At 56.8% G+C, this 24,836-nt stretch carries 23 protein-coding genes; 2 read left to right on the top strand and 21 right to left on the bottom strand.

The features are described from left to right. Positions 1–5 precede the first annotated feature (5 nt). The 13 genes from DHN60_RS08090 to DHN60_RS08030 all read right to left on the bottom strand — a co-directional run bounded on the left by DHN60_RS08090 (position 6) and on the right by DHN60_RS08030 (position 12,824). A complete protein-coding gene (locus DHN60_RS08090) occupies positions 6–1,070 on the bottom strand; it encodes a 2Fe-2S iron-sulfur cluster-binding protein (protein ID WP_108836794.1) in 1,065 nt (354 codons plus the stop codon). After that, positions 1,067–1,534, bottom strand: a complete 468-nt coding sequence (gene paaD / locus DHN60_RS08085) for a 1,2-phenylacetyl-CoA epoxidase subunit PaaD (protein WP_108836793.1) — start codon at positions 1,532–1,534, stop codon at positions 1,067–1,069. The genes DHN60_RS08090 and paaD overlap by 4 nt, the downstream gene beginning before the upstream one ends. Then, a complete protein-coding gene (gene paaC, locus DHN60_RS08080) occupies positions 1,528–2,223 on the bottom strand; it encodes a 1,2-phenylacetyl-CoA epoxidase subunit PaaC (RefSeq protein ID WP_108836949.1) in 696 nt (231 codons plus the stop codon). Before paaC ends, paaD begins: the two co-directional genes overlap by 7 nt. Before the next feature lie 20 nt (positions 2,224–2,243). Further along, a complete protein-coding gene (gene paaB, locus DHN60_RS08075) occupies positions 2,244–2,528 on the bottom strand; it encodes a 1,2-phenylacetyl-CoA epoxidase subunit PaaB (protein WP_108836792.1) in 285 nt (94 codons plus the stop codon). Between the two features lie 4 nt (positions 2,529–2,532). Further along, positions 2,533–3,510: a 1,2-phenylacetyl-CoA epoxidase subunit PaaA gene (gene paaA, locus DHN60_RS08070; protein ID WP_108836791.1), complete on the bottom strand. Its 978-nt coding sequence runs from the start codon at positions 3,508–3,510 to the stop codon at positions 2,533–2,535. A gap of 3 nt (positions 3,511–3,513) precedes the next feature. Then, a complete protein-coding gene (pcaF, locus tag DHN60_RS08065) occupies positions 3,514–4,716 on the bottom strand; it encodes a 3-oxoadipyl-CoA thiolase (RefSeq protein ID WP_108836790.1) in 1,203 nt (400 codons plus the stop codon). A gap of 103 nt (positions 4,717–4,819) precedes the next feature. Further along, positions 4,820–5,833, bottom strand: coding sequence for an SDR family NAD(P)-dependent oxidoreductase (locus DHN60_RS08060; protein ID WP_108836789.1), 1,014 nt, complete (start codon positions 5,831–5,833; stop codon positions 4,820–4,822). Further along, positions 5,833–7,164, bottom strand: coding sequence for a UDP-glucose/GDP-mannose dehydrogenase family protein (locus DHN60_RS08055; RefSeq protein ID WP_108836788.1), 1,332 nt, complete (start codon positions 7,162–7,164; stop codon positions 5,833–5,835). The genes DHN60_RS08060 and DHN60_RS08055 overlap by 1 nt, the downstream gene beginning before the upstream one ends. 108 nt (positions 7,165–7,272) lie before the next feature. Beyond that, positions 7,273–8,226, bottom strand: a complete 954-nt coding sequence (locus DHN60_RS08050; RefSeq protein WP_234423577.1) for a glycosyltransferase family 2 protein — start codon at positions 8,224–8,226, stop codon at positions 7,273–7,275. Continuing rightward, complete coding sequence (locus tag DHN60_RS08045) at positions 8,213–9,430, bottom strand: glycosyltransferase (protein WP_108836786.1); 1,218 nt, start codon at positions 9,428–9,430, stop codon at positions 8,213–8,215. Before DHN60_RS08045 ends, DHN60_RS08050 begins: the two co-directional genes overlap by 14 nt. A gap of 143 nt (positions 9,431–9,573) precedes the next feature. Further along, the gene (locus DHN60_RS08040; protein WP_108836785.1) at positions 9,574–10,779 is read right to left on the bottom strand and encodes a hypothetical protein; all 1,206 of its coding nucleotides are present in this window, start codon (positions 10,777–10,779) and stop codon (positions 9,574–9,576) included. Beyond that, on the bottom strand, positions 10,776–11,462 hold the full coding sequence (locus DHN60_RS08035) for an ABC transporter ATP-binding protein (RefSeq protein WP_108836784.1): 687 nt from the start codon (positions 11,460–11,462) through the stop codon (positions 10,776–10,778). Before DHN60_RS08035 ends, DHN60_RS08040 begins: the two co-directional genes overlap by 4 nt. A 9-nt stretch (positions 11,463–11,471) precedes the next feature. Then, positions 11,472–12,824: a capsule biosynthesis protein gene (locus DHN60_RS08030; RefSeq protein WP_234423576.1), complete on the bottom strand. Its 1,353-nt coding sequence runs from the start codon at positions 12,822–12,824 to the stop codon at positions 11,472–11,474. Positions 12,825–12,916: 92 nt separating this feature from the next. Here DHN60_RS08030 and DHN60_RS08025 point away from each other — a divergent pair, with 92 nt between their 5' ends. Next, the gene (locus DHN60_RS08025) at positions 12,917–13,720 is read left to right on the top strand and encodes an ABC transporter permease (protein ID WP_234423575.1); all 804 of its coding nucleotides are present in this window, start codon (positions 12,917–12,919) and stop codon (positions 13,718–13,720) included. A gap of 13 nt (positions 13,721–13,733) precedes the next feature. Here the strand turns inward: DHN60_RS08025 and DHN60_RS08020 are convergent, their stop codons facing one another. The 7 genes from DHN60_RS08020 to DHN60_RS07990 all read right to left on the bottom strand — a co-directional run bounded on the left by DHN60_RS08020 (position 13,734) and on the right by DHN60_RS07990 (position 21,677). Further along, positions 13,734–14,600: a sulfotransferase gene (locus DHN60_RS08020; protein WP_108836783.1), complete on the bottom strand. Its 867-nt coding sequence runs from the start codon at positions 14,598–14,600 to the stop codon at positions 13,734–13,736. A 79-nt stretch (positions 14,601–14,679) separates the two neighbouring features. Continuing rightward, entirely contained in the window at positions 14,680–16,998 is a 2,319-nt protein-coding gene (locus DHN60_RS22895; protein ID WP_108836782.1) for a M10 family metallopeptidase, read from the bottom strand. Between the two features lie 196 nt (positions 16,999–17,194). Further along, positions 17,195–18,067 (bottom strand): glucose-1-phosphate thymidylyltransferase RfbA, encoded by an 873-nt coding sequence (gene rfbA / locus DHN60_RS08010; RefSeq protein ID WP_108836781.1) that lies wholly within the window; start codon positions 18,065–18,067, stop codon positions 17,195–17,197. After that, a complete protein-coding gene (gene rfbD / locus DHN60_RS08005) occupies positions 18,064–18,915 on the bottom strand; it encodes a dTDP-4-dehydrorhamnose reductase (RefSeq protein WP_108836780.1) in 852 nt (283 codons plus the stop codon). Before rfbD ends, rfbA begins: the two co-directional genes overlap by 4 nt. Continuing rightward, on the bottom strand, positions 18,912–19,955 hold the full coding sequence (gene rfbB / locus DHN60_RS08000) for a dTDP-glucose 4,6-dehydratase (RefSeq protein WP_108836779.1): 1,044 nt from the start codon (positions 19,953–19,955) through the stop codon (positions 18,912–18,914). The genes rfbD and rfbB overlap by 4 nt, the downstream gene beginning before the upstream one ends. After that, a complete protein-coding gene (rfbC, locus tag DHN60_RS07995; protein ID WP_108836778.1) occupies positions 19,952–20,512 on the bottom strand; it encodes a dTDP-4-dehydrorhamnose 3,5-epimerase in 561 nt (186 codons plus the stop codon). Before rfbC ends, rfbB begins: the two co-directional genes overlap by 4 nt. Before the next feature lie 175 nt (positions 20,513–20,687). Then, positions 20,688–21,677 (bottom strand): DUF2793 domain-containing protein, encoded by a 990-nt coding sequence (locus DHN60_RS07990; protein ID WP_108836777.1) that lies wholly within the window; start codon positions 21,675–21,677, stop codon positions 20,688–20,690. Between the two features lie 258 nt (positions 21,678–21,935). Between DHN60_RS07990 and DHN60_RS22890 the strand changes: the two genes are divergently transcribed. Continuing rightward, positions 21,936–24,647, top strand: coding sequence for a calcium-binding protein (locus DHN60_RS22890; protein WP_159089152.1), 2,712 nt, complete (start codon positions 21,936–21,938; stop codon positions 24,645–24,647). On the opposite strand, the gene DHN60_RS22270 is transcribed toward DHN60_RS22890, so the two are convergent. Continuing rightward, on the bottom strand, positions 24,644–24,790 hold the full coding sequence (locus DHN60_RS22270) for a hypothetical protein (RefSeq protein WP_159089151.1): 147 nt from the start codon (positions 24,788–24,790) through the stop codon (positions 24,644–24,646). The two genes, DHN60_RS22890 and DHN60_RS22270, sit on opposite strands and share 4 nt — an antisense overlap. Positions 24,791–24,836: the final 46 nt, after the last annotated feature.

Raw genomic sequence — 24,836 nt, 5'->3', positions numbered from 1 at the left:
CCCCCTTAATGCTGATCGTAATCGAGTGTCAGCGTGTCGCTGAGTGGGTAGCATTGGCAGGTCAGGACAAATCCTGCCTCAACCTCGTAATCTTCCAAGGCGTGATTGGTCAGCATCTGGTATTCCCCTTCCGTCACCTTGGCCTTGCACGTGCTGCAAACGCCCGCACGGCAGGCAAATGGAGGGTCAAGGCTGGCCCCAATTGCAGCCTCAAGCACAGATGTATCCTTGGCCACCTCAAGGTGGTGGGTGGTGCCGTCGATGGTGATATTGGCGCGCGTGTCGGGTGCGTTTTTGCTTTTGTCCTTAATCGCCTGTTGCGCCAATCGCCCCTGTTGGCTTGCACCAAACAGTTCGAATTTGATCTGATCCTTGGATAGTCCATGTGTCTCTAACGCGGCAGAAATCGCCAGCATCATCGGCTCAGGACCGCAGATCAGGGCCGTATCGACCGATGCGATATCGATCCACGATTTGAACATAGCGGCACATTTTTCCTGATCGACACGACCCGAAAACAGATCAATGTCCTGCCCGGTTTCCAGAACATGGATCAGCGTGAACCGTTCCATGTAGCGGTTTTTGAGGTCTTCGAGTTCATCGCGGAACATGATCGTGTGCACGGCGAGATTGGCATAGATCAGGGTAAAACTGCTGTCAGGTTCGCGGGCCAGAATCGTTTTCAGGATCGACAGAATAGGTGTGATGCCCGATCCACCCGCAAAGCCAAGATAGGATTTTCCCTTATCGGGATCAATTTCCACTCCAAACCGGCCCATCGGAGGCATTGCGTGCAGGGTGTCCCCGACACTAAGCGCGGTATTGGCAAAGGTTGAAAATGCGCCGCCATCTACGCGTTTGACCCCCACCTGCAATGTGCCGTCATCAAGGCCTGCACATATAGAATAGTTGCGCCGAAGTTCGGTGCCGTCAAAATCCTGTTTGAACGTCAGGTACTGTCCTGGGGAAAAGGAAAAGGCAGCCGGGTTTTTTGGCTTGAGTGTCAGCACTACGGCATCTCGGATGGTGCGATGGATATTGGTGACGGTCAGGGGTTGGAAATCGGTCATATGCATTTGAAGTAGTCAAAGGGTTCCAGACAATCCGTGCAGCGCCACTGTGCCTTGCATGGAGTCGAGCCAAATTGGCTGATCCGCTCAACCGCCTTGGACTGGCAATGCGGGCAGTTCTGTGGTCCGCCTGCCGGTTGAGGCGGTGCGATGCCGTAGGCTTCCAGTTTCTTGCGCCCGTCCTCTGACAGCCAATCGGTGGTCCATGGGGGCGCAATTTGCTTTTTTAGAGACACATTTTCGATGCCATTACGGCGTAGCGCCGCTTCGATCTCGAAATTGATTACGGATGTGGCGGGGCAACCGGAATAGGTGGGTGTCACTGTGATCTCCAGCGTATCGCCCTGCCATGACACATCGCGGATGATGCCCAAATCAACGAGGGATATCGCGGGGATTTCCGGGTCTGGTACTTCGGCCAGCCATTCCCATACGTCCGAAACGGGTGCCTGAGCGCCTACCATGTCGCATCCGGATAGCTGCGTGGCAGCGACTGCATCACAGCGAGCATATGGCCCAAGTGTTCAGTGTGGCGCACCCCGGTTTTGCCGCCCTGATGGGCGAAATCCGAAGTGGGAGCGATCAGTGTTGCCGCATCCAGAGTAGAATGCACATGAGCCTCAAATGACGGGCGCAGCGCCGCAACATCAGTCAGATCATCTGCGTCCGTGATGAACATTTCGCCCACATAGGGCCACAGCCGATCCAAAGCGCCCTGCATCCGCGCACGGCTTTCTTCTGTTCCGTCGCCCAACGCAATCACCGTATCGGTTGAGCGTTCACGGTGATACGTCACCTCTTTGAGCGACTTTTGCGCAATCGCTGACACATCTGCGTCTTCATGGGCCGCAAGCGCGGTGAGTGCTTCGAAATGCCAGGCGTCGAACAGAAACTGCCGCATCATCGTAACCGCAAAGTCGCGATTGGGTTGTTCGACCAGAAGCAGGTTGTGGAAATCCCACGCGTCGCGGTGAAAGGCGAGGGCGTCAGCACTTGCCCCCGCTCCGCGCTCTGCCGCGAGACCCAGCCACAGTTGGGTCTGGCCGATCAGGTCCAGCGCGATGTTGGCCAATGCAATATCTTCTTCCAGCGCTGGGGCGTGGCCGCACCATTCAGACAGGCGCTGACCCAAAACCAAAGCGCTGTCGCCCATCCGGATGAGCCCTGCGACGCTCACATCGCACCTGCGTCGTCAGGAATGTCGAAAAAGCTGGGGTGGCGATAAACTTTGTCATCCGCTGGGTCATAAAGCGCACCCTTATCGTCTGGAGAGGATGCAGTGATCTCCGCTGCCGGCACAACCCAGATGCTCACGCCTTCTTTACGACGGGTATAGACGTCACGTGCGTTCTGGATCGCATGAGCTGCATCTGTCGCATGCAAGGATCCGACATGCCTATGACTCAGACCGTGTTGCCCTCGGATAAAGACTTCGTACAGGGGCCATTCGTTGGACATCGTCTTACTCCGCCGCGACTTTGGGGACACGTTTCTTGGCCGCGTGGGCAAGGCGGGCTTCACGCACCCATGCGCCATCATCCCAAGCCTTTTGCCGGGCTTCGATCCGCTCGGTGCTACATGGGCCGTTGCCTTTCAGCACGTCAAAGAATTCAGACCAGTCAGGGCCGGAAAAATCATAGCCGCCTTTGTCGTCGTTCCACTGCAAATCGGGATCCGGCACGGTCAAGCCAAGGTATTCCGCCTGCGGCACAGTCTGGTCGACGAACTTCTGGCGCAACTCGTCGTTGCCATTCATCTTGATTTTCCACTGCATGGACTGTTCGGAATGCACACTTTCAGAATCTGAGGGGCCGAACATCATCAGGGACGGGTACCAGAACCGGTTCAACGCATCCTGCGCCATGCGCCGCTGTGCCTCGGTCCCGTTTGCCATCTTCATCATGATGTCGAACCCTTGCCGTTGGTGGAACGACTCCTCTTTGCAGATGCGCACCATCGCGCGGGCATAAGGACCAAAGCTTGTCCGTTGCAGAGGTACTTGGTTCATAATCGCCGCCCCATCGACCAGCCAGCCAACAGCGCCCATATCTGCCCATGTCAGCGCTGGGTATGCAAAGATGGACGAGTATTTCATCCGCCCGTCGAGCAGCATTTCGGTCAACTCATCCCGGCTGACCCCCAGTGTTTCAGCAGCGCAATAGAGGTACAATCCGTGCCCCGCCTCGTCCTGAACTTTGGCCAAAAGGATCGCCTTGCGTTCAAGTGTCGGGGCCCGCGTGATCCAGTTGCCTTCGGGCAGTTGGCCGACAATTTCGCTATGCGCATGTTGGCCAATTTGCCTGATTAGGGTCTTGCGATAGCCCTGTGGCATCCAATCCTTTGGCTCAATCTTGTCACCAGCATCGATGCGCGCCTGAAAGGCAGCAAGCTGTTCGGGATCGTCCTTGGACGCTTCGGATTTGATCATCTGTGCATACATATCTCAGACCCTTTCGAGTATCATGGCCACACCTTGCCCGACGCCGACGCACATGGTGCACAGCGCATAGCGGGTTTGGGTGCGTTGAAGTTGGTAGGCGGCTGTCATCACCAGTCGCGCGCCGGACATTCCCAGTGGGTGACCAATTGCAATGGCGCCCCCTTGGGCATTCACGCGCGGATCGTCGTCCGCCACCCCAAGGTCGCGCAAGGTGGCGAGACCTTGGGCTGCGAAGGCCTCGTTCAATTCGATGACATCCATCTGATCGATGGATAGGCCCGCGCGTTCCAGCACCTTGCGGCTGGCAGGCACTGGGCCGATACCCATGACGCGGGGGGCAACGCCAGCTGCACTCATTCCGACAATTCGAGCCATCGGTGTCAGCCCGTGTTTTGCGGCAGCGTCGCTTGAGGCGATCAACAAGGCCGCCGCGCCGTCGTTTACGCCAGACGCATTGCCCGCGGTGACTGTCTTGTCCGCGCCGTTGATCCCGCGCAGTTTCGCCAAAGCGGCGGCATCTGTATTCGGACGTGGGTGTTCATCGGTATCCACGATCACCGGGTCGCCCTTGCGTTGCGGTATGGTGACCGGCGCAATTTCCTGAACAAAGGCGCCCTTGGCCTGTGCGATGGCCCAGCGGGCTTGCGACCTTGCGGCAAAGGCGTCTTGATCTGCACGGCTGACCTGCCAGTCTTCGGCGACGTTGTCCGCCGTTTCAGGCATTGAATCGATCCCGTGGGCGGCCTGCATCGCTGGGTTCACAAAGCGCCAACCGATGGTCGTATCGAACACTTTTGCGCCCCGGCTGAATGCGGTGTCCGCCTTTGGCATGACAAATGGTGCGCGAGTCATTGATTCAACACCGCCTGCGATGACCAAGTCCAGATCGCCAGCCTTGATGCCACGCGCGGCGATCCCAACGGAGTCCATGCCCGAGGCGCACAAGCGATTTACGGTGATACCCGGCACGTCCACAGGCATTCCGGCCAGCAGAGCCGCCATGCGGGCCACGTTGCGGTTGTCCTCGCCCGCTTGATTGGCGCAACCCATGACGACATCGTCGATTGCTGACCAGTCGAGAGTCGGATGACGCGCCATCAGCGCGGCAATGGGCGCAGCGGCCAGATCATCGGCACGCACGGTTGACAGCGCCCCGCCATAGCGGCCAATCGGCGTGCGTTGCGCGTCGCAGATGAAAGCGTCCATACAATACTCCTCCCCTCGCGAATGTAGAGGAGGAGGCGAGTCGCAGCAATTAAAATGTTACGAACGAATGGTCGATCTGGAAATTCTGTAACGTTTTAACAGATCAGACCTGATAATAGTCCCGGTACCACGCTACAAACTGTGCCACGCCATCCTGCACGGATGTCTTTGGCGCGTATCCCGTCAGATCAGACAACAAGGTGCCATCAGCCCAAGTTGCAGGGACATCGCCGGGCTGCATTTCCATGAAGTTCTTTTGTGCCGTCTGGCCCAGCGCGGCCTCAATCGCCGCAATGAATTCCATCAAGGGAACGGGGGCCGAGTTGCCGACATTGACCACGCGGTAAGGAGCAACAGCTGACAGACTGTCGCCGTCGTTGATCTCAGCGGCGTCGGCGACGCGCTGCGGCGGAGCGTCCATCAGCCCACGAATGCCTGCAACCAGATCGTCAATATAGGTGAAATCGCGGGACATGTCGCCGTGATTGTAGATGTCGATTGGTTCATTGTTCAGGATCGCGCGGGTGAATTTGAAATGCGCCATGTCGGGGCGGCCCCACGGGCCATAAACCGTGAAAAACCGAAACATCGTGACCGGCATGCCGTAGAGGTGGGCATAGGAATGAGCCATCGCCTCGGTCGCCTTTTTCGTGGCGGCGTAGAACGACATTGGCAGATCAGCCTTGTCCGTTTCTGCGTAAGGCATCTTTGCGTTGGCGCCGTATACAGAGGATGTCGAGGCGATCAGCAAATGGTCGCAGGGGCAAGCCCGCACTGCCTCAAGCAAGTTGAAGGTGCCAATCAGGTTAGAGTCGACGTATGAGCGTGGGTTGTCGATCGAATACCGCACCCCGGCTTGGGCCGCGAGATGAACGATGATGTTCGGCTTTGCCTCTGCAACCAGGTCAGCCAGCACGTTGTCGGTCTCGACCCGCGCGTTAATGGCGCGAAAGCCGGGTTTCTGAGACAGCATTTGTTGGCGACGTTCTTTGAGGGTGACGTCATAGTAATCGGTCATGGCATCCAGCCCGATCACTTCAAAACCGTCCTCCAGCAACCGTTTGGCCAGATGGTAGCCGATAAAGCCGGAACTGCCAGTGATCAGAACGCGGGGCACTATTCGTCCTTCTCCGCCGTCCACGCAGCGCGCCCAATGCTGTCATAGGCGGTGAAACCGGCGCGTTTTGCGTCTTGTGCAGAGTAGATATTGCGCAAATCAGCCATGTGCGGGGTTGCCATGCGTCGCGCCAATCGCTTGAGGTCGAGAGCGCGGAATTCGTTCCACTCTGTCAGGATTACGACCAGATCGGCGTTTTGGGCCGCTTTGTATGCGTCTTCAGCCCACTGCACGCCCGGAAGCAAAGCTGCGCCTTCATGGTGACCTTGCGGGTCTGTGACGCGCACTTTGGCCCCTGCGCCGATCAAGGCGGGCACAATTGTAAGCGAGGGCGCATCGCGCATGTCGTCTGTGTTGGGTTTGAATGTGACCCCAAAGACGGCGACGGTTTTGCCTGCCAATTGCCCGTCACACAGGTCAAAAATCTTGTCGATCATGCGCCGTTTGGTTTCTTCGTTCACTTTGATCACCGTTTCAGTGATCTGCATGGGAACCGCATGCTCTTGCCCGATCCGGGCCAACGCTTTGGTATCTTTGGGGAAACAAGATCCGCCATAGCCTGGACCGGCGTGCAGAAACTTGTTCCCGATGCGTCCGTCCAAGCCCATTCCTTTGGACACCTGTTTAATATCGGCACCGGTGCGTTCGCACAGGGCGGCGATTTCGTTGATAAATGTGATCTTGGTCGCCAGAAATGCGTTGGCGGCGTATTTGATCATCTCGGCGCTTTCCAGATCGGTGGTGACGATCGGGAAATCTCGCAGGAAAAGGGGGCGGTAGATTTCAGCCATCACCTCGGCAGCGCGATCGTTCTGAACGCCAACGACGACGCGGTCAGGCTTCATGAAGTCGTCGATTGCGGCCCCTTCGCGCAGGAATTCGGGGTTGCTGGCCACGTCAAAGTCGAGGTCTGGGTTGGCTTTGCGCACCACTTGTTTGACCTGCCGGTTGGTGCCCACAGGGACGGTCGATTTGGTAACGACGACGACATAGTCTTTGGTAAGTTTCGCCACTTCTTCGGCCGCAGCCATCACATATGTCAGATCGGCGTGCCCGTCGCCACGCCGGGTCGGTGTACCCACGGCGATGAAAATAGCTTCTGCGCCTTCTACGGCACTGGCCAGATCGACTGTAAAAGACAGGCGGCCTGCCTCAACATTTTTGATCATCAGCGCATCAAGACCGGGCTCGTAAATTGGCACTTCGCCCTGCTTCAGCGTCTCAATTTTAGTGGAATCCTTGTCGACGCAAACCACGTCGTGACCAAAGTCCGAAAAGCACACACCCGAGACGAGGCCGACATAGCCCGTCCCAATCACTGCAATTTTCACGACAAAACTCCATGGATTCTGTGCACTGGCCCTGTTTTGTGCAGAACGCCAAGCAGCGCAAGGCTTGAGTAACGTATACCCACACGACTCTGAGGACTGTGCCCAGTATCACACCAATCGAAACAAGACCGCAAACCACAGCGTCATCGTGCCGCCGACTGTTTGGCGGTACAAGCCAAGCCGTTTGAGCAACAGCATCCGTTGTAACACCGGCAGCGTCGAAAGTCGTGCAAACGACTCCAGCATTGCAAGGTGATCGGGGCGCAAAACCGCACCACAAGAGAGCAGGGCGGCAATATTGGTTTGATTCCACGCGCGAAAGTCCCCGCGCAGTAACTGAAGAAATCGCCGCAATCGGGCATTGGCCGTGTCATTTACACCAATTTGGTTCGCTTCGTGCTGACGATAAAGAAGGCCGGGCACATTATCATGAACGATCCTTCCTCCAGCCCCAGAGATCAATTGATAGAGCCACCAATCGTGTACAACGACGGGCCCAACGTATTTGACCGCCTCTAACACAAGCGAAACCGCAGCCGGATTCAAAACAATCGTGTTTCCCGCTGCGATGTTTTGCACCAGTGCATTGCGAAAATGTGGGGCACGGGGGCGCGGCGCGGATATCCGGCGGTTCGACAGGCTGCGGCAGGTGACCCAAGTGCGGCTGCAATAAAGGGCTGGAAGGGATGGATCGCACTGCCCCAACGTCGTCATGGCCCGAGAGATCTTGTCGGGAAGCCAAACATCATCCTGATCAGAAAAGGCGATCCAGCGGGGTTCTGGATTTTGATTGGCCACGTGGCGCAAAAGCCCGAGGAAGTTTTCCGACGCCCCTTGTTGCGGGCCCTTGATCATTTTGACCTGCCCGCGAGGGTGCGCTCTGCCAAAGGTATTCAATACCTGCACGGTTTTGTCGCTGGACCCATCATCGCTGGCCAACAGCCGCCAATTGCAGTGCGACTGCGCGTCGAAACTCTTGAGTTGAGCCGGCAGTGTGTCTGCCCCGTTGTACACGGCCATCAGAATATCAACGGTTTCGGCCCTTGGATCAGGCAGCGCCAAGAACATTCTCCACAATTTGGTGGAACGCGCGTGCTTGATCTGCGTATCCGGCAACGGGTGTATGCACCTGTGCCTGTGGGTGTTGTGCCAAAGCGGTGGCGAGCCGTTCTTGCAGTGCGGATGCCGGTGCGCCAATTGGGATCGGATCGATACTATGGGCTGCCTTGTGTTCTACCGTGCCGCCACTGTCGGTTTGAATGACGTCGATCCCACGTGCCAGTGCCTCGCGAACGGCGAGGCCAAATGTTTCCTTCCACTGGGACATGAATAGCAACACGTCGATTTGAGCGTAAAACGAATCCATGTTCGCTTGCTCAAATCTAGGGAAAATTTGCCAATCTCCCTTGAGCCCTTTTGTATGAGCAGGTGTCCACCACGTTCCATCTTGGCTGCCGTCTACCAGAAGGACGCGAAAGTCCTCTTGTTCGAGCATTTGAAATGCGGCGCGGATCGTCGGCCAACCCTTGATTTGTGAGGGGCCGCCAACAAACCCGAATGTCAGGCGCGGATCGCGTGCGCGCCGCGCCCCCTGCGCGTCAGGAAAATCAGGGTCGGGCAGCCGCACGCCATTTTCCAGCACGATTCCTCGCCCGGGCGCAAAGCCGGAAGACGAGACGAGGTCATGTGCAAATTGGCTGGGATAGGTCACGCAATCGGCCAGTGCGCCCATCATTCCGAGGTGATCAAACCGTGTGCGTGCTGCGCCCATGTCGCTCGCACATCCGCGGCAGGCGTCAATGCGCACTGGCGACTGTCCGCAATAGCTCCCGTTTGGACGGATCATGAACTGCCGTTCACAAATCCACCAAAAGTCATGGACGCTGAGAACGATGGGAATGTTTCGCGCATGAGCGGCCTGAAGGATGCCCGCACCAATGTCTTGAACGCAATGGGCATGCACCAGATCAGGGCGTAGCCCGTCCATCAACTCTCCTAAAAGGGCGGTGACCTGCGGGTTGTTGTACATCTCATGATAGCTGCGGCCTTGGGGAACGTTGATGACGTAGTTCACGATGCCGTCACGCTCTGACTTCATCACAGTATATGTTTCAAGCTCGGTTCGGCTGCACAGGGACACCGCGGTAATCCGGTAATCTCCGCGCGCGACAAGCGCCTTGGCCAGCTCTTCGGCCACAATGGTTGCACCACCGTATGTAAATGGCGCAAAGAAAACGTTGGCCAGCAGGATGTGGCGTTTGTTCATCGCTTAACCCACTCCAAAATCTCGGGATCAACGATGTGCGCGCTGGCTTGCCCGCTCCAGTCGGTTTCGAGCACTTGCCGCGCGGCAAGGCCCATTTCACGCGCCTGATCAGGCCTATCTGCCAGCGATGTGAGGTGCGTCAGCTAATCCTTGGGATTTTGCGCGATGTAACCCGTTTTGCCGTGCGTGATCATGGGCGCCAGATCGCCAACTGGGCCTACTATGGATGGAACTGACGTCGCAGCGGCATCAATCACGCGAACCGCGCTTTTGCATTGATTGAACAGATCATCGACGAAAGGCATCACGGCGCAATCTGCGCGGGCAAGGACGGCCAGATACGCCTCATATGTCGAAAACGGCACGACATCTGTGCGCGCGAAGAGGGTTTTTGGCAACTTCGTTGTGTTGAAGTGCCCAAGCAGAAGAAGACGGCGTTTGGGCGCAGCCAGAATGAATGCTTCGATCACGTCTGCTATCTCGGCAAAATCGACCTCATGGCCCTTGGAGCCGCTGGCAAAGGCCACACGAAAAGCACCGTCGCTTGCCGGTCTTTCCGCATGTGCGCGTGCACCTGCGGTAAGCGTGACCGGGTCAGCAAAATTGCGGCGCACATGGATCGGCCGGGTTGAATACAGGGCCGCGTGCTGCGCCAACCCGGGGGTGGAGACCGAGATCATGTCGGCGCCGTTCATCATTGACATGAACTTGGGCGCTTGCGCGACAAAGTGCTGTTTCATCACCGGGTCGACCGCGCTCATATTCCCATAGGTCTCGTAGGCGGACACCGAAAAGAGGGGATCGTCGATGTCATAAAGGATCGGCAGGCGCAGCCGCCGCGCCTCATAGCGCAGCATCTCTGTCAACGGCGTGGCTGGCAGGCGGTACTCAACCACATGGGTCGCCTGACTTAGCAGGCGGGTGACCCTTGGCAGGTCTTCGTAATGCGCAAACTCGCAAAGCACATCCTGCTCGTGCCAAAACCCGGCCAGCTGTTCGACCCGATATTTGCGGCACTGTGGCAGGTTCAGATCACCGATGATGGCGACACACCGATGGTTTGAGTCGCTGGGTGGTGCGCTGACGTGAAATGCGTTTCCGCGCGCCAACTGCCGCCAGATTCCATGTAGATACAGAGGCGATTGCCGGGATGGATGTGCCGTTTCTCGTAGAACCGTGTGGGCCGATCCGTGCCACTGCATGCCAAGGAAATGGCGCGCTTTGGCAATAGCGAGGCGCCAGCCATCCTGACGGACCGCTGACCCAAAACGGCGCAGATGAGGCAGACGTACAGCTTGCCTCAGGACGCGCATTAAGGATGCGGCAATGTTTGTATCAATCGCTGTCATGATGCCAACCGCTGTTGATGTGCTGGTGGGTTGGCAAGATTTTCAGCGTGATGCTCAAGAGCTGTATCAACGTCCAAATAAAGCGTCGCTTTTCCGTTTTCGAGCACCGCAGCCATGTCGCAAATACGCCGGACCATAACCTCTGAATGCGAAACAACGATCGCCCCCGCCGTCCGCCGCCGGTCGTCAAAGACCCGCACGCTCTTGTCCCGGAATGCGCCGTCCCCGACGGATGTCACTTCGTCCACCAAGTATGTGTCAAATGGGATGCCCATCGACACACCAAATGACAGACGTGCTCGCATGCCCGATGAATAGGTACGCAGCGGCATCCTGAAATGCGGACCCAGTTCCGCGAAATCCTCAACGAAATCGACCAACTCGTCCGTGTCGACGCCATATAGGCGCGCTACAAAGCGCGCGTTTTGCAAGCCGGACATATCCGGGTGAAAAGACCCGGCGAAACCGACCGGATAAGAGATCAAACCGCTCGACAGTACCTGACCTGAGGTCGGGCGCATCGTGCCCGCGATCAGCTTTAGCAGAGTGCTTTTGCCCGCGCCGTTGCGCCCCAAGAGCGCCACACTGGCCCCCGTGGGAAACGTAGTGCTCAAGGAATCCAACACACGCTTGCGCCCGCCTTTGACCCAAAACACTTTGGTTAAACGATCCAGTTCGATCATCGGCTTCCCCTATCTGCGGTCGCGCAAGCTGTAGAAAACAAGGCTCAAAATGCTCCAGCCAAGAAAGCTGCAAAGCGCCACCAGCAGAAGGATCTTGAGCCGTTGAGGATACTCGGCCTGTTGCGCCAGCGTCGGGCGGATGTGGGCCGCAAGATACCGGCTTTGGCGTCGCGCCTCGGCGAGTGCGGCGTCATGGGTGGCCAACGCGCTGGTATAAGCAGCTTCGGCAAATTCACGGTCCACGATGAGCCCTTCATACTCGCCGACAAGGTCGGCAAACACGACACCCTCTTGAGCGCCCGCCCCTAAACCAAGCTTGCGACGTTCAGCGTCAATACGCTTTTGAATGACGTCAACGCGCCGTGTGGCCTGTACGATACGTGGATCGCCAGACCGGGTCGTGTCTTGCAACAAATCAAAATCGATAAGCGCATCGGCCAACTGTTGTTGGAGGGTTACGAGAACGCCCATTTGATTTCGGGTGTCGATGTCCGGGTCCACGATCTGTGTTCGGTTGCGAAACAGAGTGAGAGCCTGACGCGCCTCTTTCAAACGGGTCGAGGCGACGACCAATTCTTCGCGGGCATATTTGATTGCATCGTCCCGCGCGGTGTCGGACAGCGCATTGATCATCGCCGTGCTTTCTTCCACGACGGCTTGGGCCACAGCCTGTGCGTCGGCGGGGTCAAATGCCAGCACCTGGACGTCGATCAGGCGGGTTCCACTGTCATAGATGATCGATATCTTGCGCTGCCAATGGGCCAGCAAATCTTCAATCGTGCCGCTCGGATCATAGGCAAAGAACGGATCGTTGTTGACGGTCACCTTGCTCCAGATCTGCGCCAGATCAAGACGGTCGTCCACCTTTGAGACCAATTCCTGACTTGTGAGGTAGGCAAACAAAATGTCTGTATCCGCAGTGCTGGATCCTGACAGTTCCGTTACGCCGCCCAACAGCTCAATGGCTGACCCTTGTTCCTCTGAGCGCACGGAAAATGCGAGGTTCGAGGCGTATTGGTCTGCAGCGAAAGTCCAAAGGTAATAGGCGGTCAGGATCACCGGCGCGGCGAAGAACAAGATGAAGGACAGCGCCAAAAACCGGTGGCGTCCACGGGTCTGCGCACGGCGCGCTGGCGCGGGACTTGGAACGGTATGCTGTGCAGATATTTTGGTTTTACGTGCAACCTCTGCCGGATGGGCAGGCAAGGTAGGTGCAGGTTTGGAATGCGCAGACAATTTGCCGGTGTCCGACGTTATGCCGCCGAACGTCGCTTCGGTGCGCTGTTTGGCACGCAGGACCCGCGGTTTTTGCGTCGGATATTCAACATCCGCTTCGGCTGTTTTCGTGCTGATTTGTGCCATGCTGGCCGAATCCACCGCGGGTTAAGTGTTTGTTCTTCTCACTTGGCTAGCCTGAACTTCTTAAGATTTTCTACAGATGCGAGGGGAAACACATGCATCTCAGTCCGGTTCCGGCGGTGGCTGCACACAACATGCGTCTGTCGACCTTGCGCGCCGTCTTTGCGTTGATCTTGCGCGAGGTTTCGACAACCTACGGGCGCTCTCCGGGTGGATATGTATGGGCTATTCTGGAACCGGCGGGGGGTATCGCACTGCTGACGCTGATTTTTTCTGTTGGGTTCCGCAGTCCGCCGTTGGGGACCAACTTTGCCTTGTTTTATTCGGCGGGCCTTCTTCCGTTCCTGATGTATTCGGACATCTCTGGCAAATTGGGGCAGACGATCCAGTTCAGCCGCGCCCTTCTTGCCTATCCGCGTGTCACGTTTCTGGATGCACTGATGGCGCGATTCCTGCTCAATATGTTGACGCACCTGGTGGTGCACGGGCTGGTACTGGGGTTTATCCTTGTGATGCAGCAACCGGATACAACGTTTGATGTGTCAAAAATTGCGTTGGCTTATGTGATGCTGTTGGCGCTGGGCTTTGGGGTCGGGACACTAAACAGCTTTCTGACGTTGGCTTACCCGGTGTGGCAGACGGCATGGGCGGTTTTGAACCGTCCGCTTTTTCTGATTTCCTGTATCTTTTTCAACTTTGAAATCGTGCCGCAGCCACATGCAGACTATTTGTGGTTCAATCCGCTGGTGCATGTGGTCGGCATGATGCGCGACGGGTTTTATCCATTTTATCAGCCCACTTACGTGTCAGTGATTTACCCGATTGCGCTGGGCGGCGGTCTTGGTTTGGCCGGGTTGTTTTTGCTGAACCGGTATCACCGGGACATTTTGGATAAATAGATCTGGGTGACGGTCAACTGCGCCAACTGTCTGGAATGGTGTAGCCTTGGGCTTCGACTTCGGCAGTTATCCGGGCAACGTCGTCAGCCACCAAGTCAGCAAAGAAGGCAGGCATCGGCCGCTTCACGCTTTCGGTGAAGCGTTTTTCCAGCAAGGATTTTGGGTAGTCAAAGGCTGCCACGCCCAGGAACTGTTCGATATCAGCCAATGTGCCGCGTTGGTCGGCGTGCAGATCTTCGTAAAAGATGGCCTTGAACTGATCTGGTTGCAGTACGGCGCCTGCACGGCGCAGAACTGCGCCATATTCTGCGTTTTCCCAGATGTGGGGCTGGCGCAAAAAGGCTTCAAATTCATGCGGGCCCCAATGGTCAAGTTTGTCCGCGCGGCCGGTCAGTTCGAGGTGAAACTTCGTATGGCTCCAGAGCCGCTTGACCGGATGGCGCAACGTATAAAGCACCCGCAATTTCTGACTGCTGTCAGAAATCCGTGGCCATGCCTCGGCAGGGAGATGTGCGTTCAGATTGGAGAAATCGCACGCATAAGTCTCGTGATCGCGCAACTGGAACAGGTTGCGATACCACAGATCATCCACGGGCCGATCCAGATAGGCGGCGATCCAGCGCAAGTTTTGACGCACCACGTCCACATGGCTGGTCTTGGGATCAAAGCGCGGGATGTAACGATCATACGCTTCTTTCAGCCGACGCTTTTCACTAAGCTGATTGGAGTTGACGAAGCGGTGATAGAAGTAGTGAACCTCCTTCTCCATCGCGAAATGCAGTTCAGGATGGCGACCCAGAACGGCATAAAGCCATGTGGTACCAGCCTTCATCGCGCCGATGCTGAGAAACAGATTTTCGAAAGGTTTGAGTGTCTGCATGTTGCGGACACTTTTCGCCGAATTGGTTAATTTCCAGTAACTATGGTCTGCCTTTCGGGCATCAATGATGGCTTATGCGTCAGAAGATGAAATCAAGCGTGTCCAACTCCGACAAAATCACGTTTGACAACGTGATAGAGGAGGTCGCGCCTGTGGCAATAATCACGTCGTTGCCGACTTGGGTCGCCGCCCCGCCTGAACTGCTGCCAAGGTCCAGATCACTAAGCGCGGTCAGCGCGCTCACACTGCTCAGATCAATTACTTCGAAATCGTTCAGTGCGCTGAAATCGCCGATTGTGTCATTGCCGTGCCCATCGGAGAACACGAAAGTATCAGCGTTGAATCTTCCAAACATCTCGTCATCGCCGGTTCCGCCGTCCAGTGTGTCGAAACCAGAGCCGCCATCCATCGTGTCATTGTCCTCCCCGCCACTAAGAAAGTCATTTCCGCTACCACCAAAAAAGTTATCATTTCCTGCCTCGCCATAGAGCAAATCGTCGCCATCTTCGCCAAAGAGGCCGTCATTGCCCTCACCCCCTTCGGCCAGATCGTCGCCCGCCCCGCCAAACAATCGGTCCAGGCCAAGGCCACCCCGCAGGATATCATTGCCGTCGCCCCCAAGAAGGTTGTCCGCCTGATCGCCGCCATCAAGCAAGTCATTACCTGCCCCGCCGTCCAGCAGGTCAAAGCCACCGTCGCCAAAGATTGTGTCATTGCCTTCTTCACCCCAAAGGCCGTCAACTGTGATACCCTCGTTGGACCCGCCACTGATCCAATCGTCACCGTCGCCGCCATAGACACGGTCAGCGGTGGAGCCGGCGAGGATCCGGTCATTGCCGTCCCCGCCTTGGATCTGGTCATAGCCAGCGCCGCCTTCCAACAGGTCTGCGCCATCGCCGCCCATCAATGAGTCCGCGCCATTCCCGCCGAGCAGCGTGTCATCGCCAGCGCCACCCTCTATGGTGTCAAAGCCGATGCCGCCTAAAACCGAGTCATTCCCTGCCCCGACCAGGGCAATGTCGTTGCCGATGCCAAGATCTATTGTGTTGGCGGCGTCGTTACCGGTGACGTCATCCGCGCCATCGCCCAGCATGGCGTTTTCAATGATGGTGCCGCTGGCAATGCCCATCACACCAATCATGTTGCCAAAGTCTGAAAACGTTTCATCCCGCAGATCAAGACGGGCGGCGTCTGTCATATAGCTGAGGTCAATCGTGTCGCTGCCGCCCTGATCGTAGAGGGTGAAGGCGACGGTACTTCCTGACACTTCAGACGAGGTGCCCTCGCCCGCCAGCCGGTCAAAGATAGAATCAAGGTAATTCCCAAGGTCAGAGCCTGCGCCATAGACGGTGTCGCCCGCTGTGACACTGTCAGGACCCGCCGCGCCATAGATGTTCTGAATCGCAAGAATATCGACCATCATCGGAGTGGTGACGAACGCATAGCTGGCTGTGATCGACGTGTTTTCGGTCTGGCTGAAATACGACATGACCGACATTTGCCAGCTGTCTTCGGCAAAAAGCGCGTCACTGCCATAACTGGCACCGCCATTATAGCCACCCTGATGCCCAAGGCCGATCGCATGGCCGATTTCATGCAGAAAGGTCTGGAAACTGTAGCTGTCGATTGTGATGCCGTAGGAGTCGATCCAGCCGGTGGACACATTCATTTCGACACCACCGTTGGACCCAGAGTTGGGCGCGTAGGCAAATGCGCCACTGAACTCGTCGTCCATGGTGATCATCTCGCCCGAGGTGACGATCTGAAAATCGAGATTGGCCACCATTTCCCATGCTTCCATCGCCCACTGGGCCAGTTGCTGCGCTGCTGCCGTCAGCCCGGCAATGCTAACGGTGATGACGTTGGATTGGTCGGTATCAAAACTGATCTCCCGGTTTCCCCAAAAACCTTCGGTGAGGTACAGCGCCATGTCGTTCAGTGTGCCGGTAGATACCGGATCAGGTGAAGCGCCAGATTCGCCCGTGGCGGTGAGAGAATATGTGCCGGTCTGCGTCGAAAACGCATCCGCCACCACGTAATATGTGCCAGAGGTATCCGGTTCGAACTCCAGCAGCGAAAACAGACCCGGCCCACCATCGTCGTTGGCTGCAACCTGATTGCCGTATGCGTCGAACAACCGAACCAGCGGGTCGCTCAATGTCCCACCGTCCAAAGCGAATTTATACGATTCCCCGGCTGTCAGATTGATGGCCACCCAATCTTCGTCTCCGCTTTCTGACAACGTTCCAGAAAATATATCCCCAACTGCCATCGTGTTTGTGGTCGTGATGCCGTCAATTGCATTTGGATCTTCGGTCAGGTTGGCAAATGCAGGGTCTGCCCCGTCCTGATGTCGCACAGGATCAAAGGTACGGGTGGCGAAACAGATCGAACACATGTGATTGAGGCCCTTATGACAGTCAAAGACGAGGAAGCTTTACTGTCGATCTCATTTAGAAATAGGGCGCAAATTTGGCGTTTGGGGCGATGAAATTCCAACGATTTGAGACAAACGTTTTGTGTCTATCGTGATGGCGCGTTTTGTTCGTGGTGCGAGAACCAAAATGTAGGGCGCATTTCCACGCGCCCCTTGATCAGTCCAAAAGACTGTTCAGATAAGTGCCGTAGTCGTTCTTGGAAAAAAGGGCTGCACGTTTTTGCAGGTCTTCCTTGCTTATCCAGCCGCTTTCAAACGCGATCTCTTCGAGGCAGCCGGTTTGCAGCCCTTGCCGGTTGGTCAAGGTCCGCACGAAATTACCAGCATCCAAAAGGCTGCCATGGGTTCCAGTATCCAGCCATGCGTATCCGCGCCCCATCCGGTTCACACGCAATAGACCCTCGGCCAGATACATCTCGAGAAGTGTGGTGATTTCAAGCTCACCCCGTTCAGAAGGCTTTACGGCGCGCGCCCGCTTCGGCGCATCAGCGTCGAGGAAGTAGAGCCCCGTAACCGCGTAGTTCGAAGGTGGATTGATTGGCTTTTCGATGATTTCCCGTGCAGTTCCGTCATCGTCAAACCCGACCACACCGTAACGCTCAGGATCAGAGACGTGATACCCGAATACGGTACCACCTTGGGTTTGCGTATCGGCATCCGCCAGCAAGTCGGGCAGCCCATGCCCAAAAAAGATGTTGTCGCCCAAAACCATGGCCGAAGGTGCGCCATCCAAGAAGTCCTCTGCCAGTATATAAGCCTGGGCCAGCCCGTCTGGTGAGGGCTGAACGATATACGTCAGTGAGATGCCCCACTGGCTGCCGTCTCCGAGGGTGCGCTTGAACTGATCTTGATCCTGCGGCGTAGTGATCATCGCGATGTCCCGGATGCCTGCCAGCATCAGCACGGAGATTGGATAGTAGATCATCGGCTTGTCATAGATCGGCAAGAGCTGTTTTGAGACGCCCATCGTGATTGGGTACAGTCGCGTGCCTGATCCACCTGCCAGAATGATCCCTTTGCGTTTGGTCATGATGTGGCCTCTAGCTCTTTAATGGTGTCGATTAGGCCAACGCGCCAGTCAGGGCGCTTGATGCCAAAGGTATCTGTCAGGGATGCACAGTTCATCCGTGAGTTTGCCGGTCGTGCAGCAGGTGTCGGATAGGCCGACGTCGGAATGTCGGTCACAACACAGTCGATATTGGCCACCTCAAAAATGGCCCGCGCAAAATCTGCCCATGAACAGTCTGGGCCGCCAGAAAAATGATAGGTGCCAGAAGCATCACGGTTACTGATCAGGTGCGTTGCCATGCTGTAGCAGGCCTTGGCAATGTCGCGTGCAGGGGTTGGTCCGCCGATTTGGTCGGCAACAATGGTCAGTGCATCGCGCTCGGCCCCAAGGCGGAGCATCGTTTTGACAAAGTTGGCGCCGTGCGCGGAAAACACCCATGACGTGCGCAGGATTGCATGCGTCGCCCCGGATTGACGTACCCCGTTTTCGCCGATCAGTTTGGAACGTCCGTATGCGCCAAGGGGGGCGGTTACATCCTGCGGTGCCCACGGTTTGGTGCCGGTGCCGTTGAACACATAATCTGTCGAGATGTGGATCATCGGAATGCCTAATTCGGCGCAGGCGGTGGCCATTGCAGTTGGCGCATGACCGTTGATTTTTGTTGCAAGCGCTTCTTCGCTTTCGGCGCGATCTACTGCGGTATATGCGGCTGCGTTGATAACGGCGTCGGGTGCGTGGGTGAGAATCGCTTGTGCACAGGCTTGCGGATCGGTCAGGTCAGCCACATCGCGCCCCAAACACATGGTGTCCGACAGGGCCGCCAATTCAGCCGATACCTGCCCGGTTGATCCAAAGACGAGGATTGTCATGTACCTGTGCCCAGCCGCTGCCCGACGCCCGAGCGATCCTGCAAGGCGCGCCACCACGCCTCATTTTCAAGATACCAATGCACAGTGCGGCGCAGCCCATCTTCGACCGTCACCGAGGGGGACCAGCCCAGTTCGGAGCGGATGCGCGTTGGATCGATGGCATAGCGTGCATCGTGGCCGGGTCTGTCGGTCACAAATGTAATTTGATCGGAGTACGATCCGGACGTTTTGGGCCGCACTTCATCCAGTATCGCGCACAGCGTATTGACGAGTTCGAGGTTCGACCGCTCGTTTTCCCCACCGATGTTGTAGGACCGACCGACCTCACCTTTTTGCACCACAAGCAACAGCGCGTCCGCGTGATCCTCGACATATAGCCAGTCGCGCACGTTCGACCCGTCGCCGTAGATCGGCAGCGCCTTACCCGCCAGCGCATTGAGGATAATGACCGGGATCAGCTTTTCGGGGAAATGGTAGGGGCCATAGTTGTTCGAGCAGTTGGTCAGAATGACAGGCAGGCCATAGGTTTCACACCATGCGCGGACCAGATGGTCGGACGAGGCCTTTGAGGCAGAATAGGGACTGCGCGGGTCATAAGGTGTGTCTTCAGTGAACATGCCCGTGGGTCCAAGTGAGCCAAACACCTCGTCCGTTGAGATGTGATGGAACCGGAAATCAGCGGGGCGACCTGCCTTTTCCCAATAGCTGCGCGTGGCCTCAAGAAGGTGGAAGGTGCCCATGACGTTTGTGTCGATGAAGGTGCCTGGACCATCGATGGATCGATCCACATGGCTTTCGGCCGCCAGATGCATGATGGCGTCGGGTTGGTGCGTATTTAGAATGGCGTCGAGTGCTGCGCGGTCCCGAATATCAGCCTCTACAAAGGTGTAATTGGGATCATCCGAAACCGGCGCGACATTCTCAAGGCAGGCTGCATATGTCAGCGCATCAAGATTGACGACGTGGTGACCTGCGGCGACGGCCTGACGCACCACTGCTGACCCGATAAACCCAGCGCCGCCTGTGACTAAAAGTTTCATTGTGGGGCCTCATAAATGAAGGGGCTGTCAAAATCTGCGAGCGCGGGAGCCAATGCGTCCTTATCCGACAGGATTGGCGTACCAGTCACGCCCCAGTCAATCCCGCAACTGTCCCATGCCACTGCACCATCGGCCGCCACATCGTAGTAGTCCGAGCATTTGTAGATGATTTCGGTGTCCGGTGCGCGGGTGGCAAAGCCGTGAAGAAACCCTTCGGGGATCAAAAGCTGAAGACCGTTGTCAAAGCTCAGTTCGTAACCGACCCAAGCGCCATAAGTCGGTGATCCGCGCCGGATGTCGACGGCGACGTCAAACAATGCCCCGCGCCCGCAGCGCACCAGTTTGGCCTGTGCCGACGGAGGGGCTTGAAAGTGGAGACCGCGTACGGTGCCAACTGCGCCAGACATCGAATGGTTGTCTTGAACAAAGTCCGTGTAAATACCGTGGTCTGCCATGGCCTTCTTGTTCCAGCTTTCGCTGAAAAATCCACGTGCATCCCCGAAGCGGCGCGGTTCGATCAGCAGGACGCCTTGCAATGCAGTCTCGGTAATTTTCACGAGGGAAGACCCTTTTGTTATGCAGGCTGGCGCATAGCAAAGCGGGGGTTGGTTGTCACGGTGGATGTGATTTGGCGCTCAAGAAAATGGCGCTGTGCCGCTCTTTTGTCGAGGATTGCCCATGTGACTAAACATATTTGCGCAGGCCAATATTGGGAGGCCTGCGCAAACCGTTTTATTTACCAAGGGTCGACATCGTAAACGTGCGATCTGATCCCAAACGGTTTTCAAGATACATGCGCGGAACCGCGCCTGAGGCGTCGATGGATATGCTGATCGCATTATCCGACCCCGTTGTGCCATCCAGTGGCCCGGTCAGGAAATTCAAGTTGCCCGTCGGGCTTGTGAACATCGCGGCCAGATTGCTGGCTCCGCTCAACGCACCCGTGATCGAAAACAGATAGAACTGCCCCGCCAGATCAAGCGAGAGCCACATCATGATACGCGCCGGATCGGAAAATGGTATGTCAAAGCCATACGCCGCATCATCCGCGATGAAGACTTCATCAAAGTAGCATTTGCCCTGCGGGAAGCGGACCGCGCCGTCGGTGGCATCAGCCACAAGGGCCGTGTTGAACAGCGTGCCGTTGGACGACACTTTGACCGCGAAATCATCATTGCCGGCGGTACCCATCTCAGCCCGACCGGAAAACCCGGTTTGGAACAAAAGGCTGGCGGTATCGGTCTGAGCGTTCTTGTTCAGCTTCGGCTGGTGGCCGCTGCCGACGTTGTTCAGCAGAGTCGCCGACGACGACACGCTAAGACGGTTTGTGTCATCCGCGGTCGTATTCACACCCACGTGGGGCACGTTCTGCAAGGGCGCGAGGCCGGGTGTGGTCCAGCCGCTGCCATCAAAACGCAACAGGCTGGCACTGCCTTGCACATCCGCGCGCCAACCGGTGATGGGAAAATGGAATGTCCACGCGTTGTCGGCCCATACGGCGATTGCGTTGTCCTGACCTGACCAGCCACCGGTCGCACCATTGCCAACAATGTACCTGTCGCCTTCAGATGGCGTAACGGGTGGTGCCGTCAGTTCAGCGGAAATGACGGCCAGTTGCACGATGGCATCAAGCCCACGCAGTGCCTCATTGTGTGTGACATGCTTTTGGGCCTGCGAGGGTTGAATATAGGGCAAAGACAGGATTGGAGAAGTCTCAGACATGCAGGCGGTCCTTTCAGGAAAATCGCTGGTTAATCCGGCGTACGTTCCTCTCTCGGGGTTAACTTGGGCAAAAGGGTGCGAACGGTGCAATCTGCGTGCCTGCAACGGCGTCCATTGCCGTGCATGGTAAATGGAGCATGACTTGATCCATTAAAATCCGCTTCATGGGTCGCAGAAACGCCGTAAATGCGACCACAAGCCTGCACCTCGTATTGGCATTTACCCTTCTCAAGAACGCAAGTCCTTTGGGGGGTAAAGATGCGGATGTCACTAACGGCGTATGGCGCCGTAACAGTTGCAAATTCAGGTGCCGTTGTTGGCGTGATGGATCTGGACGTGGTTCAGACCACGGCGGTCACGTACCTCTTTGCTGCCACGCGCGGTGACGGATGGCTGACCGCCTTCGAACTTGGCGCAAATGCCGGCGACACCAACGAGGTAGACAGTTGGTCCATTTCGTCTTCGTATCTGCAACTAGAAAGCACGGACATTGAGATCCGCCAGATCAGTGGGACCGGGTTTGAGCTTTATCTTGCGGGTCTGGACAGTTACGCATTGCAAGGCGTTTCGGTCACAGCGGGTCAGATCTCAGGCATTTTTGGCAGCGCCACGAGCATAACTGAGAGTGGTTTTGATGCCGGTGATATCACCGAGATGGCTTTGTGGAGCGATGCCACCGGCGGACTGGTGGCGATACGCGGTGGTGGGTTGGCGCAGATAACGTTCACGAGTGGCACGCAGATGGGCATCGAGTCTGTTGGGCAGGGCACAGCCATGAATGACCAGGTTGCAAGTGACATTGTGACGGCGACCCATGGGGGCCAGACTGTGGCGGTGGTCAGCTACGGAGCGGACAACACTGTGTCGTTGTTTCGAATGGCAGGCGATGGCCAGATGCAACACATGGCTGACCTGAATGTGGATCACGGGTTCTGGGCAGAACAGCCCGGAGCGATGACGACGGTGATCGGGGCCGATGGTGCGCTTTATGTTGTTGTTACTGCGTCAGGCAGCGGATCGCTGTCGGTCCTTGCCATCGACGCAGATGGGGATGACATGCGCATCGTAGATCATGTGCTTGATACGCTCGACACACGGTTTGACGACGCCAGCTTTGTCGACACAGTCACGATCAACGGGCAGGAATTTGTGGTCGCGGCCGGGACGGATTCCGGCATCAGCCTATTTGTGATGCTGAACGGTGGGCGGCTCCAGCATGTCGAGACGATTGCAGGCAGCCTCGACAGCCCTTTGAACAATATCTCGGGCATCGAAGCGGTAGACACGGACAACGGTGCCCGCCTGTTCGTCACGACCCAATCGGCCCCGTATTTGGTTGAATACGAAATCACCGCCGACGCACCGGGCGAGACACAGGTGGCGTCCTCCGGGGGCGGGACACTCAATGGTACAGATGGGGACGATATCCTGAACGGGGCAGACGGCGCTGACCTGCTTCAAGGGGGCGCTGGCAATGACATCCTGATTGACGGTGAAGGCAGCGACACCTTGCGCGGCGATACCGGTGCTGATGTGTTCGTGTTTACTCAGGACGACGCAATTGACGTTATCCTTGATTACCAACCCGGCGAAGACCGCATTGATATCTCGGCACTTGGTGTGGTCGGCGGCGTTGAAAACCTGATCGTCTCATCGACCAGTTTGGGGGCCGAATTGCGGTATGGTACGTCCGTGATCGAGGTGCGGTCGGCCAATGGTGCATCCTTGTCTGCGGCAGATTTCAATGGCGACGCAATCATTGTGGGCAACCGCCCCCCGACAGACCCGTCCGCCTATGTCGTCGACGATCCGGATATCCCCCCTTTGCATCCGCCGACGGAAACCGCGGGGCCGCAGCCCGTGGCGCCCATCTGGATTGATGCGCCTTCATTCGATTTGCCTGATCCACTTGGATCAGTGCAGGGGGGCGCGGGCTCCGAACAGGCAAATGGCACGGACGGCGACGACGTTATCTTTGGCAATGCCGGGAACGATACGATTGTAGGTGATTTGGGCGATGACAGCCTAAGCGGAGACGGAGGCGAAGACCTGATCGACAGCGGCGCAGGCCAAGATATCGTCTTTGGTGGCATCGGGTTTGACACGATCTTTGGCCAGGATGGCTCGGATACCATCGTCGGCGGGGAAAGTGCGGATTCCCTCTATGGCGGCGATCAAGATGATATTTTGATTGGTGGCGCAGGGTTTGATCAGCTTTTTGGTGGGGCTGGGAATGATAGCCTGTGGTCTGGTGATGACGCAGACCGCCTTTATGGCGGTGATGGTGATGACTGGTTGAGCGCTGGGACCAACATTGGAATGACTGTGGATGGCGTGTGGGGCGACGCTGGAAACGATACGCTGTTTGGGAATGCCGGTTTTGATCTGCTTGACGGTGGCGATGGAGATGATGTGCTGGACGGCGGCGATCAGGCTGACAATCTCTTTGGACAGTTAGGCGATGACATCATTTTTGGCGGTCAGGGCCTTGATCGGTTGTTCGGTGGCGCGGGCGATGACTTGCTGATTGGCGGATCTGACAATGACGGCCACTTTGGTGATGAGGGCAATGACACGGCTTGGGGGGGATTGGGTGAGGATCGGTTTTTTGGAGGTACCGGGGACGACATACTGATGGGCGAGGAAGGGCAGGACTCGCTTTATGGCGGCGCTGGGTTTGACACTTTGGTCGGCGGGGCGGGCGATGACCTGATGGCAGGTGATTTCAACGCAGACCGATTTGTTTTTGAGGCGGGCCATGGCAATGACACCATCGAGGGCTTTGAGGCCACCAATGGCTTTGAGTTGATGGATTTCTCCAACTTTGCAGCCTTGGATTCAGTTGACACCGTCTTGGCGTCTGCTCAGCAAAACGGCGCTGATGTGTTGATCACCACGGGCGTCGAAAGCTCGATCCTGCTGATCGACGTCACTCTGGCAGATCTAGGCGCTGACGATTTCGTCTTTTAGGCAGCTTGTTTCTGATGTTCCCCACAAGCCTTGGCGGCAAAGACAAAAGCTTGCCCGGTTTGTTCCAGACCCGCATCGGACAGTGCACGCACCGGATAGAGTTGGCCCGCTAGTTTGAAATTTCCGTTTTTGCGAACTGGCATTCCAGACTGCGTTGCCCTGCGGGTTGGTATGTTTGGCGTTTCGGGA

Source organism: Tateyamaria sp. Alg231-49, assembly GCF_900143535.1.
GTDB lineage: Bacteria > Pseudomonadota > Alphaproteobacteria > Rhodobacterales > Rhodobacteraceae > Tateyamaria.
The sequence above is the reverse complement of the archived record's forward strand: the minus strand, read 5'-3'. Positions and strand labels throughout refer to the sequence as shown.

Coding starts and splice junctions, on each gene's coding strand:
- paaA (WP_108836791.1), bottom strand. CDS start 3,510: ATGTATGCACAGATGATCAAATCCGAAGCGTCCAAGGACGATCCCGAA.
- pcaF (WP_108836790.1), bottom strand. CDS start 4,716: ATGGACGCTTTCATCTGCGACGCGCAACGCACGCCGATTGGCCGCTAT.
- DHN60_RS22895 (WP_108836782.1), bottom strand. CDS start 16,998: ATGTGTTCGATCTGTTTCGCCACCCGTACCTTTGATCCTGTGCGACAT.
- DHN60_RS08040 (WP_108836785.1), bottom strand. CDS start 10,779: ATGACAGCGATTGATACAAACATTGCCGCATCCTTAATGCGCGTCCTG.
- DHN60_RS08030 (WP_234423576.1), bottom strand. CDS start 12,824: ATGGCACAAATCAGCACGAAAACAGCCGAAGCGGATGTTGAATATCCG.
- DHN60_RS22890 (WP_159089152.1), top strand. CDS start 21,936: ATGCGGATGTCACTAACGGCGTATGGCGCCGTAACAGTTGCAAATTCA.
- paaD (WP_108836793.1), bottom strand. CDS start 1,534: ATGGTAGGCGCTCAGGCACCCGTTTCGGACGTATGGGAATGGCTGGCC.
- rfbB (WP_108836779.1), bottom strand. CDS start 19,955: ATGAAACTTTTAGTCACAGGCGGCGCTGGGTTTATCGGGTCAGCAGTG.
- DHN60_RS22270 (WP_159089151.1), bottom strand. CDS start 24,790: ATGCCAGTTCGCAAAAACGGAAATTTCAAACTAGCGGGCCAACTCTAT.
- DHN60_RS08045 (WP_108836786.1), bottom strand. CDS start 9,430: ATGAACAAACGCCACATCCTGCTGGCCAACGTTTTCTTTGCGCCATTT.
- rfbA (WP_108836781.1), bottom strand. CDS start 18,067: ATGACCAAACGCAAAGGGATCATTCTGGCAGGTGGATCAGGCACGCGA.
- DHN60_RS07990 (WP_108836777.1), bottom strand. CDS start 21,677: ATGTCTGAGACTTCTCCAATCCTGTCTTTGCCCTATATTCAACCCTCG.
- DHN60_RS08090 (WP_108836794.1), bottom strand. CDS start 1,070: ATGACCGATTTCCAACCCCTGACCGTCACCAATATCCATCGCACCATC.
- DHN60_RS08020 (WP_108836783.1), bottom strand. CDS start 14,600: ATGCAGACACTCAAACCTTTCGAAAATCTGTTTCTCAGCATCGGCGCG.
- DHN60_RS08035 (WP_108836784.1), bottom strand. CDS start 11,462: ATGATCGAACTGGATCGTTTAACCAAAGTGTTTTGGGTCAAAGGCGGG.
- paaB (WP_108836792.1), bottom strand. CDS start 2,528: ATGTCCAACGAATGGCCCCTGTACGAAGTCTTTATCCGAGGGCAACAC.
- DHN60_RS08025 (WP_234423575.1), top strand. CDS start 12,917: ATGCATCTCAGTCCGGTTCCGGCGGTGGCTGCACACAACATGCGTCTG.
- paaC (WP_108836949.1), bottom strand. CDS start 2,223: ATGGGCGACAGCGCTTTGGTTTTGGGTCAGCGCCTGTCTGAATGGTGC.
- rfbD (WP_108836780.1), bottom strand. CDS start 18,915: ATGACAATCCTCGTCTTTGGATCAACCGGGCAGGTATCGGCTGAATTG.